Annotated in this window: 19 protein-coding genes; 8 read left to right on the top strand and 11 right to left on the bottom strand. The window is 35.9% G+C overall.

Features of this window, described 5'->3' with window-relative positions; all coding sequences use genetic code 11:
• Positions 1 to 407 precede the first annotated feature (407 nt).
• The 5 genes from C1638_RS18200 (at position 408) to C1638_RS18220 (ending at position 4,387) form a co-directional block, all read left to right on the top strand.
• Positions 408 to 1,142, top strand: coding sequence for a hypothetical protein (locus C1638_RS18200; protein WP_109623384.1), 735 nt, complete (start codon positions 408 to 410; stop codon positions 1,140 to 1,142).
• Positions 1,143 to 1,168: 26 nt separating this feature from the next.
• The gene (locus C1638_RS18205) at positions 1,169 to 2,560 is read left to right on the top strand and encodes an RtcB family protein (RefSeq protein WP_109623385.1); all 1,392 of its coding nucleotides are present in this window, start codon (positions 1,169 to 1,171) and stop codon (positions 2,558 to 2,560) included.
• 84 nt (positions 2,561 to 2,644) lie between these two features.
• Positions 2,645 to 3,190, top strand: coding sequence for a hypothetical protein (locus C1638_RS18210; RefSeq protein ID WP_109623386.1), 546 nt, complete (start codon positions 2,645 to 2,647; stop codon positions 3,188 to 3,190).
• A gap of 2 nt (positions 3,191 to 3,192) precedes the next feature.
• Positions 3,193 to 3,891 carry a peptide chain release factor H gene (prfH, locus tag C1638_RS18215; protein WP_109623387.1) on the top strand — a complete coding sequence of 233 codons (699 nt, stop codon included), beginning with the start codon at positions 3,193 to 3,195 and terminating at the stop codon, positions 3,889 to 3,891.
• The gene (locus C1638_RS18220; RefSeq protein ID WP_109623388.1) at positions 3,878 to 4,387 is read left to right on the top strand and encodes a tetratricopeptide repeat protein; all 510 of its coding nucleotides are present in this window, start codon (positions 3,878 to 3,880) and stop codon (positions 4,385 to 4,387) included. Before prfH ends, C1638_RS18220 begins: the two co-directional genes overlap by 14 nt.
• A gap of 41 nt (positions 4,388 to 4,428) precedes the next feature.
• On the opposite strand, the gene C1638_RS18225 is transcribed toward C1638_RS18220, so the two are convergent.
• Together C1638_RS18225 and C1638_RS18230 are read right to left on the bottom strand one after the other, a co-directional pair.
• A complete protein-coding gene (locus C1638_RS18225) occupies positions 4,429 to 4,716 on the bottom strand; it encodes a c-type cytochrome (protein ID WP_076357193.1) in 288 nt (95 codons plus the stop codon).
• Positions 4,717 to 4,737: 21 nt separating this feature from the next.
• Positions 4,738 to 5,031: a c-type cytochrome gene (locus C1638_RS18230; RefSeq protein ID WP_109623389.1), complete on the bottom strand. Its 294-nt coding sequence runs from the start codon at positions 5,029 to 5,031 to the stop codon at positions 4,738 to 4,740.
• Between the two features lie 197 nt (positions 5,032 to 5,228).
• Here C1638_RS18230 and meaB point away from each other — a divergent pair, with 197 nt between their 5' ends.
• The gene (gene meaB, locus C1638_RS18235) at positions 5,229 to 6,221 is read left to right on the top strand and encodes a methylmalonyl Co-A mutase-associated GTPase MeaB (protein ID WP_109623390.1); all 993 of its coding nucleotides are present in this window, start codon (positions 5,229 to 5,231) and stop codon (positions 6,219 to 6,221) included.
• Here meaB and C1638_RS18240 read toward each other — a convergent pair.
• A complete protein-coding gene (locus C1638_RS18240) occupies positions 6,218 to 6,766 on the bottom strand; it encodes a DUF4251 domain-containing protein (RefSeq protein ID WP_109623391.1) in 549 nt (182 codons plus the stop codon). The genes meaB and C1638_RS18240 overlap by 4 nt on opposite strands.
• A gap of 106 nt (positions 6,767 to 6,872) precedes the next feature.
• On the opposite strand from C1638_RS18240, the gene C1638_RS18245 reads away from it, so the two are divergent.
• Positions 6,873 to 7,679, top strand: coding sequence for a M48 family metallopeptidase (locus tag C1638_RS18245; RefSeq protein ID WP_109623392.1), 807 nt, complete (start codon positions 6,873 to 6,875; stop codon positions 7,677 to 7,679).
• Positions 7,680 to 7,766: 87 nt separating this feature from the next.
• Positions 7,767 to 8,078, top strand: a complete 312-nt coding sequence (locus C1638_RS18250) for a hypothetical protein (RefSeq protein WP_076357043.1) — start codon at positions 7,767 to 7,769, stop codon at positions 8,076 to 8,078.
• A 37-nt stretch (positions 8,079 to 8,115) separates the two neighbouring features.
• Here C1638_RS18250 and C1638_RS18255 read toward each other — a convergent pair whose 3' ends face one another.
• From C1638_RS18255 to pgi, 8 genes are all read right to left on the bottom strand, one after another.
• Entirely contained in the window at positions 8,116 to 8,727 is a 612-nt protein-coding gene (locus tag C1638_RS18255; protein ID WP_106918033.1) for an outer membrane beta-barrel protein, read from the bottom strand.
• Positions 8,711 to 9,520 carry an ABC transporter ATP-binding protein gene (locus C1638_RS18260; RefSeq protein WP_106918032.1) on the bottom strand — a complete coding sequence of 270 codons (810 nt, stop codon included), beginning with the start codon at positions 9,518 to 9,520 and terminating at the stop codon, positions 8,711 to 8,713. The genes C1638_RS18255 and C1638_RS18260 overlap by 17 nt, the downstream gene beginning before the upstream one ends.
• Positions 9,520 to 10,272, bottom strand: a complete 753-nt coding sequence (locus tag C1638_RS18265) for an MlaE family ABC transporter permease (RefSeq protein WP_109623393.1) — start codon at positions 10,270 to 10,272, stop codon at positions 9,520 to 9,522. Before C1638_RS18265 ends, C1638_RS18260 begins: the two co-directional genes overlap by 1 nt.
• A gap of 96 nt (positions 10,273 to 10,368) precedes the next feature.
• A complete protein-coding gene (locus C1638_RS18270) occupies positions 10,369 to 11,739 on the bottom strand; it encodes an exopolysaccharide biosynthesis polyprenyl glycosylphosphotransferase (protein ID WP_109623394.1) in 1,371 nt (456 codons plus the stop codon).
• Positions 11,740 to 11,782: 43 nt separating this feature from the next.
• Entirely contained in the window at positions 11,783 to 12,412 is a 630-nt protein-coding gene (locus C1638_RS18275) for a 7-carboxy-7-deazaguanine synthase QueE (protein WP_109623395.1), read from the bottom strand.
• A gap of 7 nt (positions 12,413 to 12,419) precedes the next feature.
• Entirely contained in the window at positions 12,420 to 13,304 is an 885-nt protein-coding gene (locus C1638_RS18280) for a bifunctional 5,10-methylenetetrahydrofolate dehydrogenase/5,10-methenyltetrahydrofolate cyclohydrolase (protein ID WP_076357031.1), read from the bottom strand.
• 27 nt (positions 13,305 to 13,331) lie between these two features.
• Positions 13,332 to 14,156, bottom strand: coding sequence for a class I SAM-dependent methyltransferase (locus C1638_RS18285; protein ID WP_109623396.1), 825 nt, complete (start codon positions 14,154 to 14,156; stop codon positions 13,332 to 13,334).
• A gap of 3 nt (positions 14,157 to 14,159) precedes the next feature.
• Positions 14,160 to 15,800 (bottom strand): glucose-6-phosphate isomerase, encoded by a 1,641-nt coding sequence (pgi, locus tag C1638_RS18290; RefSeq protein ID WP_109623397.1) that lies wholly within the window; start codon positions 15,798 to 15,800, stop codon positions 14,160 to 14,162.
• Positions 15,801 to 15,865 lie beyond the last annotated feature (65 nt).

Here is a 15,865-nt window from a genome sequence, read left to right on the forward strand (position 1 = left end):
TTAAATAATAGATGATTAAAAAAATAATTCTATATTTGCACCTGAAAATCAAGTTTAACCAATAAAAAACAACGAAGCAATGTTCAGAACTAATCAGAATTCTACAGTTGGATTACCCCTTATGGTGGTAAGGCTTCGCGGTTTGGTACATTCTTAGAATAATAGTACAATACAATATCAAAACCCGAAGTCGTAGAGATTTCGGGTTTTTTATTGCGCAATATTTCAAACTCACGTTTCCCCGAAATTTTTTAAGTGTTTTTAAGAACAAAATAGTTGAGGTTTTATACCAGAAACTATAATTGTTCATCATTATTAATTTATTCAACTAATATTTTAGTTGATGTATAAAGCAGATAGATAGCAAATCCATTTTGGAGTCTTGTGCTTGATATCCTGTGTATTACATGGAAAATAACAACTTTCTGTCTTATCGGCTGAGAAGTACGAGAAACAGAAAAAGAACAATAAAAAAAGATGTAGAAAAACAGATAAGAAAAAAGTATAAACGTAGTAAGGAACTCTGGCATATCATAAAAAACATTCCATTGATTCCCTTGGAGAAGCCTTACCAATTAGGATTCGTAAGATTCTTTGTAGTAAGGGATGATGTCATGAGGACGAGTGATGGAGAGTTCTTTGAGGGACTTTTGAAGAAAATCAATACCTATATGTATTCCGGAAGTCGCCAGTTTTTGAAAAAGAAAAGAAAATTTGGCCGAAGAATATATGTAGAGAGAGAACAGAAGCTCAATCGTGTTTCTTCATACTCTTGGAATAGTCCAAAATTTGGGCTTACCCTAAGAGAAAGGCAATACTTTCTGAAAAAAGAAGAATACTGTCCCTTTCGGAAGTGTTATGAAACCTATTACGAATTTACTGAACCGTGGAGATTTAGTTTAAGGATAAGACCCCATATGATTACCCACTACAAACCTATAAATGCAGAGCTGAAAAAAGAAGAAGCGGAGTTGGGTGCGTATTTGGGACAGCATAAAATTGTAGGAATTATCCAGAAAAAAATCCACGGAAAATCTAATCCATGGAAAATGGAATATGAAAAAGATCTTATCAAAAGCAGGAAATATGTTACCTGTACAATGTCTGCAACAGAGATTGCAGAATGTTTTGAGGACTTGTAGGTCCACTATTATTTAAAACAAAAACAATGGGAAATTTAAAACTAAAAGGAAAAGATATATTAAAACTGGGCTATCCCAATAACCAAAGTGTAAACATAGCCTTGGAAGTCATGAAGAGAAATTTTGCAACTAAAAATATCCATTATGTGAAGTCTCTTTTAAAGGAAATTCTGATTCATCCGGAGAATTTTGAGAAAGATTTAACCTTCGGACAGATTGCAGAAACTTTACTTTCATCCAAGAAAACAGAAAAAAGAATGTTGAATTCACAACGTGCAGCTTTTCAGGTCTTCGGAAATAATATTTCAGATGAAGCTAAAAACCAGTTGTACACTGCGTTGAAATTACCAATTTCCACTCAAGGGGCTTTAATGCCTGATGCTCACAGTGGGTACGGACTTCCGATAGGTGGAGTTCTTGCGGTAGAAAATGCAGTGATTCCCTATGGAGTGGGAATGGATATTGGCTGTAGAATGAGCTTAAGTATTTTGGATACACCGGTTTCATATCTTAACGGAGCAAGGGATAAGTATGAAAAGGCCCTTGTCGAGCATACAAAATTTGGAATGTATGAGACACACAAATCTCATATAGATCATGAAATCTTCGATAGGGATACATTTGATTTAATCCCGATTCTTAGAAGATTAAAAGGAAAAGCCATCAAGCAGATGGGATCCTCAGGAGGTGGAAATCATTTTGTTGAATTCGGAGAAGTGGAAATCACAGAAGAAGATGAACAAATTGGTTTGCCAAAAGGAAAATACCTGGGAATCCTTTCACACAGCGGTTCCAGAGGAATGGGAGCAGAAATTGCCCAGTATTACTCAAGGGTAGCCGTAGAACAATGTCCGTTGCCAAAAGAAGCACAGCAATTTGCATGGCTTGATTTGAGTACCCATCTTGGTTTGGAATACTGGACGGCCATGAATCTTGCGGGAGACTATGCTTCAGCGTGTCATGATGATATTCACAGAAGATTGGTGAAAGCCGTTGGCGGAAGAGTGAAAGCCAGAATTGAAAACCATCACAATTTTGCATGGAAAGAAACTCACAACGGAAAAGAAGTAATCGTTCACAGAAAAGGAGCCACTCCAGCCAATGAAAATGAATTGGGAATGATTCCGGGATCCATGACGGCAAAAGGATTTATCGTTCGTGGAAAAGGAAATCCTGCATCTCTTAACTCTGCATCACATGGAGCAGGAAGAGCACACTCAAGAGGTGAATGCAGAAGTCTTTTCACCGAACACGATATCAAAAAAGAGCTGAAGCTGAAGAATGTCACCCTAATGGGCGGTAATACGGAAGAGGCACCAATGGCTTATAAAGATATTCATGAAGTGATGAATGCACAAAGTGAATTGGTAGACATTCTGGGAACATTTCAGCCAAGAATTGTGAGAATGGATAGATAAATTAAGTTGAAAGTTTATAGTTGCGAATTGAGAACATGTAATTTGCAGCTATAAATACCTAACACCCAATTAAAAATCAAAAAAATGGGAGCACCACATAACATCAAAAGATATGGAGAAGTCTGGCCGGAATTTAGAATCCGTTTTGGACTTGAAATATTAAATAAATTAAAAGATAAAGTAATCATATCTGGCGGAGGGGCATGGCATTTTATGTCAGAAACAGGACATACAGAATACAAACATGCTCATGATCACAAGGACATTGATGTATTTGTAATGAAAGAAAATGTTGCTGAGGTAGTGATGATTCTTCAGCAGGAGGGATTTCAGAAAGTATGGACACGTTATGATCATCTGCCAAGTGAAGAAAATTTCCGCAGATATGAAAAAACAGTAGAATGGGAAAATGATAAATTCAATAGGATTACCATTGATTTTTTTGAAAAAGATAATCTTGAAACGGTAATAGCCAATGGATTTACTGTTGTGGAACCTGGTGTTCTACTTTCATTCTACAGAAATATTCATTCCAGTGATAAATGCTGGGCAGTAATGGCTGTAAAAGATTTAATACAAAAGGGAATCGATCCGGTAGGACATTCCTTATTAAGTAAAATACCAAAATAACAATGGAAAAATTGATACAAATAACTTCAGGGAGAGGTCCTTTAGAGTGCCAATGGGTAGTTTCCAAGGTTCTAAAGACTCTTCTTGAAGAAGTAAAAGAAAATAATATAGAATATGAGATCATTCATCGTGAAAACGGTGATGAAAATCTGACATTGAAATCTGTAACCTTGCTTTTAAAAGGAAAAGATATAAAAGAATTCTTACAAACATGGTTAGGAAGTATTTGTTGGGTAGGCAAAAGTACATTCAGAAAACTGCATAAAAGAAGTAACTGGTTCATTGGGATCTTCGAATTGGAAAATTTGAAAACCATAGACTTTAAAGAAAGAGATATCAAATTTCAAACTGCCAGAAGCCAGGGGAGTGGCGGGCAGAATGTCAACAAGGTGAATACAGCCGTTCGGGCGACTCACTTTCCAAGTAAACAGTCTGTGTTTGTGCAGGATTCCAGATCACAATTGGAAAATAAGAAACTTTCCATTATCAGATTAAAGGAAAAGGTAATGGGAGTCTACATTCAACAATTGGAAAGTAAAATGAAAGAAACATGGAGCCTCAATCTTCAGGTGGAGCGTGGAAACCCTGTTCGTACATTTATGGGAACAGATTTTAAGAAAAATTATCAGGATAAATCCTATAAAAGACAAAGGAATGTCCTTAAAAATGAATTAAAAAATTACAGCAATGACCTTAACTAAAAATAAATACTATTTTGAAGCCCTGGACAATTTTCCATATAATATGGCTGAGTGTCTGGATGCCTTGAATTATGCACTTTCCTACGAACCTGAAGACGCAGATAGCCTATGTCTGATGGGTAGAGTATATTCAGAAGTTTTAAAAGACTATGAGACCGGAAAAAAATATTTCGAAGAAGCTATGCAAAGCAATATAGGAAACGTGAATACACCCAGATATTATATTGAATGTCTTTTAAGCAATGAAGATTATGAAGAAGCAGAAAAACTGATTGGATATGCTTTAAGAATGAAAGGTATAGATAAATCAGAGATTCTAAACTGTAAATCTCTTTTAATGGAAAGAAAAGGACAATATAAGCAAGCTCTGGAGGAACTTAAAGAGGCTAGAAAATTCAGTTATTGCAGAAGCTCCCTAGAAATACTGGAAGATCGTGAAAAACTGATTAAGGATAAAATGCCTGCACCAAGAACCCGAAAAAAGACAGTTGCTTAATCAATGTGTTTAATTAAAAAAATAAGCTTTCATTTGAAAGCTTATTTTTTATTAACAGAGATCAGATAATCATATACCATTTGATGTTGTTCATCATTAAGCTTAGCCTTAGGAGCCATTCTGCTTAAGGTATTAATCCAGCCCTGATTGTCATGCTTTGTCGGTTCAGGCAGTTTGTGACATTTTGCACAGGAATTTTCAAAAATAGTTTTTCCCTGAGCCAACTGTTCAGATGAGGTATACTTCGGCCCTGTTACAGCCGTACTTTTTGGGCCACAAGACACCAGAAATGCTGATGCTGCAATACCGCTTAAGATTAACTTTTTCATACCCATATTTTTGTTTGTTGATTACTTCTTTACAGAAACAATATAATCATAAACCCACTTGTGCTGATCATCTGTAAGTTTTGCTTTTGGAGCCATTGCATTCATAATTCCCACCCATTGTACAGAATTGTGTGACGTAGGATCAGGGAGTTTATGGCACTTTCCACAAGAGTTCTCAAAAATAGTTTTCCCTTGAGCAATCTCTTCAGCCGTAGATGTTGCACTTCCAGCAACAGCAGTAGATGGTGAAGCTTTCGGAGTACAGGAAACTAAAAAGATAGCAGTGAATGATACCGCAGCAATGAGTTTTTTCATGTTTCTTATTTTGATATATAACAAATGTAATAAATTCCGGAACCCTTTGATACAGTGGGTTGTAGTTTTAATTTAGAAGAAATAAAAATTAAAATACTGTGAATAATAAAATGTGAATTGATCCATAATCAACCTTTTGTGTTGACATTGATACTGAACTCTTGACCATTCACTTTTTAATTATTATTTTTGAATCAATGAAATTTTCTACAGAAGAACTAATTGAGGGAATACAATCAGGAAACAAACGCCTGATTGCAAAAGCGATTACCTTAGTTGAAAGTAAAAAGGCAGAGCACAGAATACAGGCAGAGGAACTTCTGAAAAGAATTATGCCCTTTACAGGAAAGTCAGTAAGAGTAGGAGTTACAGGAGTTCCGGGTGCCGGAAAATCTACCTTTATTGAAAGCTTCGGGAGGTTGGCTATTGCTCAGGGTAAAAAAGTAGCCGTTCTCGCTATTGACCCCAGTTCTTCAATCAATAAAGGAAGTATTTTGGGAGACAAAACCCGTATGGAAGAATTAGCCAAAGAAGAAAATGCTTTCATACGCCCTTCCCCAAGTTCCGGATTTTTAGGAGGGGTTGCCAATACCACCTTTGAAACCATGATGATTTGTGAAGCCGCAGGCTATGATTACATTTTGATTGAAACCGTTGGAGTAGGACAGTCAGAAGTTTTGGTTGCAGATATTACCGATGTTTTTCTATTTCTTAAAATTATTGGTGGCGGAGATGAACTTCAGGGAATAAAACGTGGTATTATGGAAATGGTAGACGTTATATTTATTAATAAAGTAGACCAGGATAATTTTCAAAAGGCAAAAAACACAAGAATGGAGTTAAAAAGAGCCTTAGATTTTATTCCACCTAAAGAAAAAGGATGGAAAATTCCTGTATTATTAGGATCAGCTTTACATAATGAAGGACTGCAGGAAATTTATGACAAGATCTCTGAATTTATTGACCTGAAAAAGAATGCCGGACGCTTTGAAGAAATTCGTACTCAGCAGGCAGAGAAACGCTTCGAGTATTGGGTGAAAGAATATATTTTATCGCTGATGAAAAAAAGCAATGCAGCAGAAGAAGCTTACTTTATGCACAAAAAAAATGCTTCAGAGATGATTTCTAATCCAAGCACTGAAGCAAAATTATTTGTTGAAAAATTTTTATTGGGAGAAAACAGAGATTAAAGTTTTTCCTTTTCCTGTTTTACTTCACTTTTAGAAACATACCCGTCATAGGTGATCGGTTGTCTGTCATTACTTCTCATAGAAACGAATGCCTTACCATTTTTAAAGATCTCAATATTGATCTCATCCACAGTTTTTACATCGTTAGGCTTGATCCTAAAAACCCAAGTACCCTTTTTATTCTGAGACTTATTAATAGTAAAGTCTTTTGAAGTAAATCTATAACTGTTATTGTCTGTATTTCCATAAGTTGGGTTGAATAATCTTCCAAAGTAAGGCAATACTACAACTACATTACTTTTTGTTACATCAATTGTGTAATCACCATCCAGATTCAACATTCTGGTAGAAGTAGTGTTCGGTAGTGAATTCATAACGTTGATCACATCATAATTCGTAGGATTGGCTCTTTGGGCATGGAAAGTAAATTCCTGAGAATCCACCAACGTATTCACTATTTTTGGATCTGATGAACCCTGTGATGCGCAGCTCTGAAAGAAGAACAAAAATCCAAAGATCATCAGAAGAGAAATATACTTTTTCATAATAAATATAATTATTACATTTAAACAGCAAAATGTATGCAAATATATTCCTCTTTCAACATTTTGGAATAAAAATTGTTAAGGTTGAATTATTAACACTCAAACTATGAAAGTTACACATCTATTTGGAATTGGAGCAATCGCTCTGTCGATCACAGCTTGTACGACAAACCCTATTACGGGGAGGTCATCTTTACAGCTGGCCAATAATTCAGAAATTTTAACAATGTCTTCGCAAGAGTACAAAACGACATTGTCTAAGGGTAAGGTAATTACCGGAACATCAGATGCTAAGAGAGTGGTAAATGTAGGAAACAGAATAAAAAATGCAGCAGAAAGATATTATCAAAATATAGGAAGATCAGCAGATCTTGCCAGCTATAGTTGGGAATTTAATCTTCTGCAAAGTAACGAACTGAATGCATGGTGTATGCCTGGAGGTAAGGTAGCTGTTTACACAGGGATCTTACCGATTACAAAGGATGATAATGGTCTTGCTGTGGTAATGGGACATGAAGTTTCACACGCATTGGCAGGGCATGGAAACGAAAGAATTTCTCAAGCTATGATGGCTCAGTACGGAGGAGCTATTCTTGGAGGAGCAATTTCAAATGCACAATGGGCCAACGTTTTTCAAAAAGTATATCCTATTGGTTCTCAGGTAGCATTATTGAAATATGGTAGAGGACAGGAGTCAGAAGCTGATGAAATGGGACTTTATCTAATGTCTATGGCAGGATATGATCCAAGAGCTGCTATTCCTTTCTGGAACAGAATGGAGGGAGCTTCTTCAGGAGCAAGACAACCTGAGTTTTTATCCACTCACCCGAATCCTGAGACAAGAATCTCAGATATCAATAAAGATTTACCAAAAGCTTTAGAATATTATAAGGCTGCAGGAGGAAAAATGTAATTAGAATTTTAATCTTGAGTAGAGCCTTATTAAATTTTTAGTAAATTTGGTAAGGCTTTTTTAATGTAACCACCTAAACACAATATTATGAAGAGTTTATCAATTACCGGACTTATCCTCTTAGCAGTTTCAGCTTTACTTTTTTATCTTACCACTGATTTTGCAGTAGAACAGATTAAAATATCTCATATCATGGGAATGATGGCTGGGGTAGGTATAGGATTAATCATTGGCGGAATGGTAGGATACCTAAGCAAAGGAAGCGCGATGAAGGCGGAACAAAAGAAAAAAGAATTCAAGCAGCTTCAAAAGGAAAAAGAAGAACTTGAAAAGCAGGCTGCAGAAATTGCAAAACGCCAGGCTGAGCTTGAAAATCAAAATAAAAATCCTCAAATATAAAATTTGAGGATTTTAAGTTGTTATTCTTGATCGTTGATTAAAATTTATATCCCAAACCTACCATAAATAAGTTAGGTCTGTTGTCATATCTGATCTCAGAACCCGAAACCTTGTTGATGAAGTTTCTTTCATCCTTACTGAATGCGCCTTCATATTTTGCATTTACAATAAGCTTTTTGATTTCAAGCTGTGCCCCGAATTGATATCCAACTGTAAAATTGTTTTTAGCATTTTCCTTAAAGTCATTATAGGTATTGTCTTTGCTTAGATTAAAGCTTCCGACAGGTCCTACAAAAACTCCTAGCATATTACCTAAAACATTATATCCTAAAAGAACCGGAACATCAATACGGTTGCTTTTAACATCAAAAGTTGTGTTCTCTGTAGTAAACTCATTTTTGAAGTGAGTATAGTAAATTTCCGGCATCAAAAAGAATGCAGTAGGCAGCCCTACCTTTAAGGAAAGTCCTGCATTGAATCCTACATTGTTTTTTCCTGTTCCTTCAATAGCATCATTCACGGTTCCTTTAATGTTTGACCATGATGGTGAGCCTGTAGGAAATATTAAGTTAGCTTTAGCTGCCAGTGATATCTGTGCAGAAGCCCACATTGAAAACCCTACTAACGCTATACTAAGTACCTTTTTCATTATCGTCTATTTTTGTATTTTCAATCGTTTTATTATTCTCAAGTAAGTATTCTCTCAGTTCTTTAAACAGTTCTGAAGAATAAACGAAATCAATCAGATTTTTATTGCCTGCAGTAATCAGGATATCCTTATTACCCTCCCATTCTTTGATTCCGAGTCTTAGGTATACAATTTTCTCGCCAATCGTCATTACAGAGTTCATATCGTGAGTATTGATGATGGTTGTGGTATTATATTCCTTGGTGATTTCATAAAGAAGATCATCAATTACCTTTGAAGTATATGGGTCTAGTCCGGAATTGGGTTCATCACAGAACAAATATTTAGGATTGTTTACAATTGCTCTTGCAATGGCAACCCTTTTTTGCATTCCTCCCGAAATTTCAGAAGGGTATTTTTTATCCGCTTTGTCAAGATGTACTCTTCCTATTACTTCGAAAACTCTTTTCTTTTTCTCTCTGTAAGTAAGATTCGTGAACATATCAAGCGGGAACATAATGTTTTCCTCTACTGTTAAGGAATCAAACAAGGCGCTTCCCTGAAATACGGTTCCGATTTCTGAACGAAGGTGTTGTTTTTCTTCCCTGTTCATCGTGTTTACATCTCTGCCGTCAAATAAGATTTCTCCGGATGATGGCATATAAACATTCAATAAACTTTTTAGAAAAACGGTTTTTCCTGAGCCACTTTGCCCAATGATTAAGTTTACTTTTCCTTTATCAAATGAAGTTGAAATTCCCTTAAGTACTTCAACATCATCAAAACTTTTCTTAAGATCCTTTACCTCAATCATTAGCTTAATATTAATTGGGTTAAAATTAATTCGGAAATGATAATGAATACCATTGTCCATACCACAGCCTGCGTACTGGCTCTACCTACTTCAAGAGATCCACCTTTTACATAATATCCGAAATAGGACGGAACTGTTGCAATGATGAATGCGAATACAGTGGTTTTAGCAAATGCATAATAGATAAATAAATTAGGCATATACATTTGAATACCAGTGATATAGTCGTTAGGCGTCCAGTTTCCTGTTAATAGCCCTGCAATATAACCTCCGCCAATACCAAATACAATACTGATAGCGATAAGCAAGGGATTGAAAAGCATACAGGCAATGATTTTTGGAAATATCAAAAAGTTGGGTGAATTTACTCCCATAATATCCAAGGCATCAATTTGCTCAGTAACTCTCATTGTTCCAATACTGGAAGCAATATAGGAACCTACTTTTCCGGCTAAAATTAAACTGATAATGGTAGGTGCAAATTCCAAAATAAGTACTGCTTTTGTTGCATATCCTACGAAAGCGGGAGGAATAGGAAAAGAAGAAGCATCAAAGTTATTGAACATTTGAATAGCAACTACAGCTCCCACAAATATAGATGTGAAGATCACAAGTCCGAAAGAATTTACTCCCAAATCATTAATTTCTCTCATGAACAGCTTCCAAAAAACCCTCATTTTCTGGGGTTTCTGCAGGGATTTTCCTAGAAAAATCATATATTCTCCTACTGCTGTGAAAAACTTTTTTAACATACTGCTAAATTAGACTTTTTTATTGAATTAGGCTAAGGTTGAAGCGAAGACTAAAGTCTAGGAAATGTTAAAATTATCCTCACCTTAAGCTTAGCTTTATTTTGCATTTTTATCACCGCCAATCACCAGTAAAATGGTTTTTAAAATAATGACCAGATCCAGTACAAAACTCCAGTTTCTTACATAAAATGCATCAGCCAGAATCCTTTTTTTCATCTCTACTTCTACATCACCAGAGTCTCCACGTAACCCATTTACCTGTGCCAGACCTGTAATTCCGGGGCTTACCATACTCCTTAAACTGTATCTTCCGATTTTTGGCTTATAGTAATTATCTACAGCCAACATATGAGGGCGTGGACCTACAACAGACATTTCTCCTTTTAAAACATTCACAAACTGTGGCAGCTCATCAAGGCTTGTTTTCCTCAAAAATTTACCTATTTTGGTAATTCTCAAATCATTTTCTTTGGTGGTTTGGGTTGTAGATTCATCATTTACAACCATAGTTCTGAATTTGATACAGTTAAATACCTCTTCATGGAAACCATACCTTTTTTGGAGGAAAAAAACAGGGCCTTTAGATGTTGTCTTTATTAATATCGCGATAATTGGAAATACCCAAGAACAGATAAAAATCAATACAACAATTGAAAAAGCAATATCAAACGTTCTTTTCATCAGGAAATTGGAATAATAATCCAGCGGATATCTTGCCTGATTAAGAACGGGCTGGGTCTGAATATAACCAAGATCATAAAGGAATAAATCACTTTGTGTGATGCTTGGAATCAAAGAAATGTGAACCTTATTATCCTCTGCCAGTTTAAATATTTTAGACTCTACATCTTCGTTGTAGGAATTTTCTGTAGAAAGAAATAAGGTGTGGATTCCATTACTTTTCCAGAATTCTACTAAGTCTGCCGGATTGATATCGATGTTGTTATAATCAAATATTTTGTATCCGTAATCCTTACGATCTTTAAATATGTTTTTCAGGATCTCCGTAGAATCATTATCTCCTAAAAACATGACGTTTCTATAGTTAGCCCCTAAAGAACGGAAATACTTAATGGAAAAATAGATAAATGATTTTGCCAAAAAGATAAAAGCGAACAGGTAGAACGACAACCAGTAAATATCCGAATTGAAGAACACATTTTTACTTACCTTTCCAATAAGCAGAACACCGAGTATAAAAGATATAAAATGAATTAAAAGGCGTTCTAGAAATAGGGTATAGGTAAGGTTCCTTGGGATATTGTATATTTTTGTTCTACCGCTTAAGAGCACCCAGAACAAAAATATTAAAATCAGGGAAAAAGCGTTCTGATACCAGGTTTCCTTATGATATTTTAATTCCTCGTTTCTGCTTATAAAAAAGAATATAAAGATAGATGCAATAACCATAAGGTCAAGCAAAATGATGATCGATTTCAGGTATCTAGAGTATCGAATTCTCTGCATCTATCGGGGTTATATCGAATACGGCTAGCTAATGTACGTATTTTTAAGGGATATTCAGATATTTATGTGTCTGAACTGATGCCTGCCATTCCGGATGTTCCAGAATGAAATCTGTAATCTTAGGGTACATATCATCTCGTTTGCTCCATTCACTCTGAAGATAAAGCTTACAATTTTCGGAAACTTTTGCTGCCTGTTCTTTTGCAAATTCAAAGTCATGATTGTTGAAAACGATCATTTTAAGCTCGTTTGCCTTTTGATAAATTTCTTCTTTTGGCAGTCCGGTTTTCTTTGGTGAAAGGGTGATCCAGTCCAAATGACCACTCATAGGATAAGCTCCTGAAGTTTCAATATGAATGGTGCATCCAAGTTCTTTTAGTTTGGATGTTAGTATTTCCAGATTCCAGGTTAGAGGTTCTCCACCTGTAAGAACTATTGTTTTACAATGTTTAGCTGCTGTTTCCGCAATTTCTGCTGCATCCATCAACGGATGAAGTTCCGGATCCCAGCTTTCCTTTACATCACACCAATGGCATCCTACGTCGCAACCTCCTAACCTGATAAAGTAGGCGGCTTTTCCTGTATGTGCTCCTTCTCCTTGTAAAGTGTAAAAATGCTCCATTACGGGGAGCATTTTACCTTCTTTTAATAAAATATCTTGTTCTTTATTCATTTTAAAATTAGTCGTTATAGACCGAAGTTTTATAGGCAATGATGGTGTTTTTCATCAACATTGCTCTTGTCATTGGGCCTACTCCTCCAGGAACCGGTGTGATCCAGCTTGCCTTTGCTGCGCAGCTATCAAAATCTACGTCACCAGCAAGGTAATATCCTTTTGGAGAATCGTTATCTACTCTTGTAATACCTACATCAACAATTACAGCTCCTTCTTTGATCATTTCACCTTTCAGAAAGTGTGGATCTCCCAAAGCAGTAATTACAATGTCAGCCTTTTTAGTATATTCTTCGATGTCTTTAGTGTAAGAGTGTGTAAGCGTTACCGTAGAGTTTCCAGGGAAATCTTTTCTTCCCATCAGGATACTCATTGGTCTTCCTACAATTTTACTTCTTCCAATAATTACACAGTCTTTTCCTTTAGTCTCAATATTATATCTTTCCAATAATGTTAAGATTCCGAAAGGGGTAGCAGGTAAGAATGTATCCATTTCCAATGCCATTTTTCCAAAGTTTTCAGGGTGGAAACCGTCCACATCTTTTCTTGGATCAATAGCATTAATGATTTTTTCCTGATCAACCTGATCCGGTAGAGGCAACTGAACAATAAACCCATCTACAGATTTAGATTTGTTTAATTCATCAATTTTTTCCAATAATTCGGATTCAGAAACTGTGCTTGGGAATTTAATTAAGCTGGATTGAAATCCTACTTCCTCACAATCTTTAACCTTAGCATTTACATAAGCCTTGCTAGCGCCATTATTTCCTACAAGAATAGCAACCAAATGTGGTGCTCTTCTTTTGCTTGCAAGGATTTTTTCCACTTCAACCTTGATCTCTGCTTTTATTTCCTTGGATACTTTAAGTCCGTCAAGAATTTCTGCCATTTTTACTTTTTTTACTTTTATTTAGATTTAGATTTTTTCGAATACAACAATATCCTGAAACTCGTCGGCGTTTTCTTTTTCTACATCATTTCTCCAGAATCCTCCTTTTATAGTGCCTACTTTCAAGCCTGCATCATGTGCCATTTGATTCAATAGTGGAATGCTTACGGCAATATTTGCAGCAGTTACCTTATCATCCATCAGCCTGTATCCATCATACTGATGTGGGAAACTCATGCTGCCTCTTTCGGTTTTAGATTCATCATACAGAAAGAATGTAGCCAGACACTGTCCGTTGCCCTTTAATACTCTGCTGATTTCTTGCAAATATTGCTTGATCTCAGGAATTTGCATATGCGTAAATACTGAGAATAGAAAGGCCTTGTCAAATTGAGCATTATCATAAGGAAATGTAAAGTTTTCAGCTTTTTGACTGAAAGTATTGTACAGATCATTATAAATAGGTGTAAACTTAAAATTGAAGTTCGGATATTTTTGATGAATGTGTTTGTCACACCATCTAATTCCTTTTTCCACAGCATCAAAACCGTCGTATGTTCCTTTATCTATGAATCCGGATAGGGCAACAGCTGTTCTTCCGATTCCACAGCCTACATCCAGAACATGATCTGTGCTTTTAAGAGTGATGTATTTTTTCAGAACGTTCATCTGACGAATCCCATGAGGGATAAAGTCACTGCCTCCCACATAAATATCACCCTTTTTAGGTTCATTTTTAGCTCTTTTCCCGGTAAGTCCTTCATACAGGTCTATAGGAAAATAATAAATTTTTCTTCCTAAAAGACGAAGCCCAGGCGGCAGTTTATAATAATATGATCTTAATGCAGACATCTGCTATTTGTTTCCTTTATAATAATTAATCAATCCATTGGTAGAGCTGTCGTGTGAGCTTACCACTTCATTGCTTTCAAGTTCAGGTAAGATTTTGTTGGCTAAAACCTTTCCTAGTTCTACACCAAACTGGTCAAAACTGAAAATATTCCAGATAACACCCTGAACGAAGATTTTATGCTCATACATAGCAATCAATTGTCCTAATGAAAAAGGAGTTAATTCTTTGAATATCATTGAGTTTGATGGTGTGTTTCCGTGGAAGACCTTGTAGTTTAATAATCTGTCGATTTCCTCATCAGATTTTCCTGCATTTGTAAGTTCTTCCTCCACTTCTTCTTCAGATTTTCCAAAGGCAAGTGCTTCAGTCTGAGCAAAAAAGTTGGCTAATAATTTATCCTGATGGTCAGAAACTTCATTACAGCTTTTTGCATAAGCAATAAAGTCTGCAGGAATTAATTCTGTACCTTGATGAATCAGTTGGTAAAATGCATGTTGTCCATTCGTTCCCGGTTCTCCCCATATAATTGGTCCTGTTTCGTATTCTACAAATTCACCATTTCTGTCCACACATTTTCCGTTGCTTTCCATATCTCCCTGTTGAAGATAAGCCGCAAATCGGTCTAAATATTGAGAATATGGAAGAATTGCATAGCTTGTTGCAGCATAGAAGTTACGATACCAAATTCCTAAAAGTCCCATTAACACAGGAACGTTTTCAGAGAAATCTTCAGTCTGGAAGTGCTGATCTGTGTCAAAGGCACCTCTTAATAGTTGTTCAAAGTTTTCATATCCTACAGCTAATACGATACTTAGTCCGATAGCACTCCAAAGAGAGTATCTTCCACCGACCCAATCCCAGAATTCAAAAATGTTTTCCTGTGCAATCCCGAAGCTTTTAACGGCTTCAATATTAGTGGATAAGGCTACAAAGTGTTTAGCTACATCTTCTTGTTTTCCGGCTTTAAGAAACCAGTCTTTTGCTGAATTTGCGTTCGTCATTGTTTCCTGAGTTGTAAACGTCTTGGAAGCAATAATGAATAGGGTAGTTTCAGGATTTAGGTTTTTAATGACCTCTGCGATATGATTTCCGTCCACGTTAGAAACAAAGTGTACGTTTAATCTTGTTTTGAAATGCTTTAAAGCCGAACAAACCATTACAGGTCCCAAATCTGAACCTCCGATTCCGATGTTTACAACATCTGTAATCTCTTTTCCAGTGAATCCTTTGTGAGTTCCGGAAATGATTTCCTCAGAAAATGATTTCATATGATCAAGAACACTGTTGATTTGTGGCTTGATGTTTTCCCCATCCACAAGGATCTCACGATCAGAAAAATCTCTCAAAGCAGTATGAAGCACTGCTCTTCCCTCTGTTTCATTAATTTTATCACCAGAAAACATTTTGGAAATGGCTTCTTTTAGCTGACATTCTTCTGCTAATTGTAATAAAAGCGTCTTTGTTTTTGAATCGATTAAGTTTTTAGAATAATCAAAAAGAAAATTGTCTTTCTGTAAAGAGAATTCTTCAAAACGGTTAGGGTTATACTGGAAGAGACTTCTTAAGTCAAGATCTGTTGATGCGAAATGTTCGTCAAGGGCTTTCCAGCTATTGGTTTGTATAGGATTTATTTTTGATAGCATGCTTAGAGAATTAAATGATTCGGAAAATAATGGCTAGGATCAAAATTTTAGAAATCCATAACACT

It is taken from the genome of Chryseobacterium oncorhynchi (genome assembly GCF_002899895.1).
Taxonomy (GTDB): Bacteria; Bacteroidota; Bacteroidia; order Flavobacteriales; family Weeksellaceae; genus Chryseobacterium; species Chryseobacterium oncorhynchi.

Excerpts from the sequence above, each read along its gene's own strand:
- C1638_RS18200 (WP_109623384.1), top strand. The coding sequence starts at position 408 with ATGGAAAATAACAACTTTCTGTCTTATCGGCTGAGAAGTACGAGAAAC.
- C1638_RS18205 (WP_109623385.1), top strand. The coding sequence starts at position 1,169 with ATGGGAAATTTAAAACTAAAAGGAAAAGATATATTAAAACTGGGCTAT.
- C1638_RS18210 (WP_109623386.1), top strand. The coding sequence starts at position 2,645 with ATGGGAGCACCACATAACATCAAAAGATATGGAGAAGTCTGGCCGGAA.
- prfH (WP_109623387.1), top strand. The coding sequence starts at position 3,193 with ATGGAAAAATTGATACAAATAACTTCAGGGAGAGGTCCTTTAGAGTGC.
- C1638_RS18220 (WP_109623388.1), top strand. The coding sequence starts at position 3,878 with ATGACCTTAACTAAAAATAAATACTATTTTGAAGCCCTGGACAATTTT.
- C1638_RS18225 (WP_076357193.1), bottom strand. The coding sequence starts at position 4,716 with ATGAAAAAGTTAATCTTAAGCGGTATTGCAGCATCAGCATTTCTGGTG.
- C1638_RS18230 (WP_109623389.1), bottom strand. The coding sequence starts at position 5,031 with ATGAAAAAACTCATTGCTGCGGTATCATTCACTGCTATCTTTTTAGTT.
- meaB (WP_109623390.1), top strand. The coding sequence starts at position 5,229 with ATGAAATTTTCTACAGAAGAACTAATTGAGGGAATACAATCAGGAAAC.
- C1638_RS18240 (WP_109623391.1), bottom strand. The coding sequence starts at position 6,766 with ATGAAAAAGTATATTTCTCTTCTGATGATCTTTGGATTTTTGTTCTTC.
- C1638_RS18245 (WP_109623392.1), top strand. The coding sequence starts at position 6,873 with ATGAAAGTTACACATCTATTTGGAATTGGAGCAATCGCTCTGTCGATC.
- C1638_RS18250 (WP_076357043.1), top strand. The coding sequence starts at position 7,767 with ATGAAGAGTTTATCAATTACCGGACTTATCCTCTTAGCAGTTTCAGCT.
- C1638_RS18255 (WP_106918033.1), bottom strand. The coding sequence starts at position 8,727 with ATGAAAAAGGTACTTAGTATAGCGTTAGTAGGGTTTTCAATGTGGGCT.
- C1638_RS18260 (WP_106918032.1), bottom strand. The coding sequence starts at position 9,520 with ATGATTGAGGTAAAGGATCTTAAGAAAAGTTTTGATGATGTTGAAGTA.
- C1638_RS18265 (WP_109623393.1), bottom strand. The coding sequence starts at position 10,272 with ATGTTAAAAAAGTTTTTCACAGCAGTAGGAGAATATATGATTTTTCTA.
- C1638_RS18270 (WP_109623394.1), bottom strand. The coding sequence starts at position 11,739 with ATGCAGAGAATTCGATACTCTAGATACCTGAAATCGATCATCATTTTG.
- C1638_RS18275 (WP_109623395.1), bottom strand. The coding sequence starts at position 12,412 with ATGAATAAAGAACAAGATATTTTATTAAAAGAAGGTAAAATGCTCCCC.
- C1638_RS18280 (WP_076357031.1), bottom strand. The coding sequence starts at position 13,304 with ATGGCAGAAATTCTTGACGGACTTAAAGTATCCAAGGAAATAAAAGCA.
- C1638_RS18285 (WP_109623396.1), bottom strand. The coding sequence starts at position 14,156 with ATGTCTGCATTAAGATCATATTATTATAAACTGCCGCCTGGGCTTCGT.
- pgi (WP_109623397.1), bottom strand. The coding sequence starts at position 15,800 with ATGCTATCAAAAATAAATCCTATACAAACCAATAGCTGGAAAGCCCTT.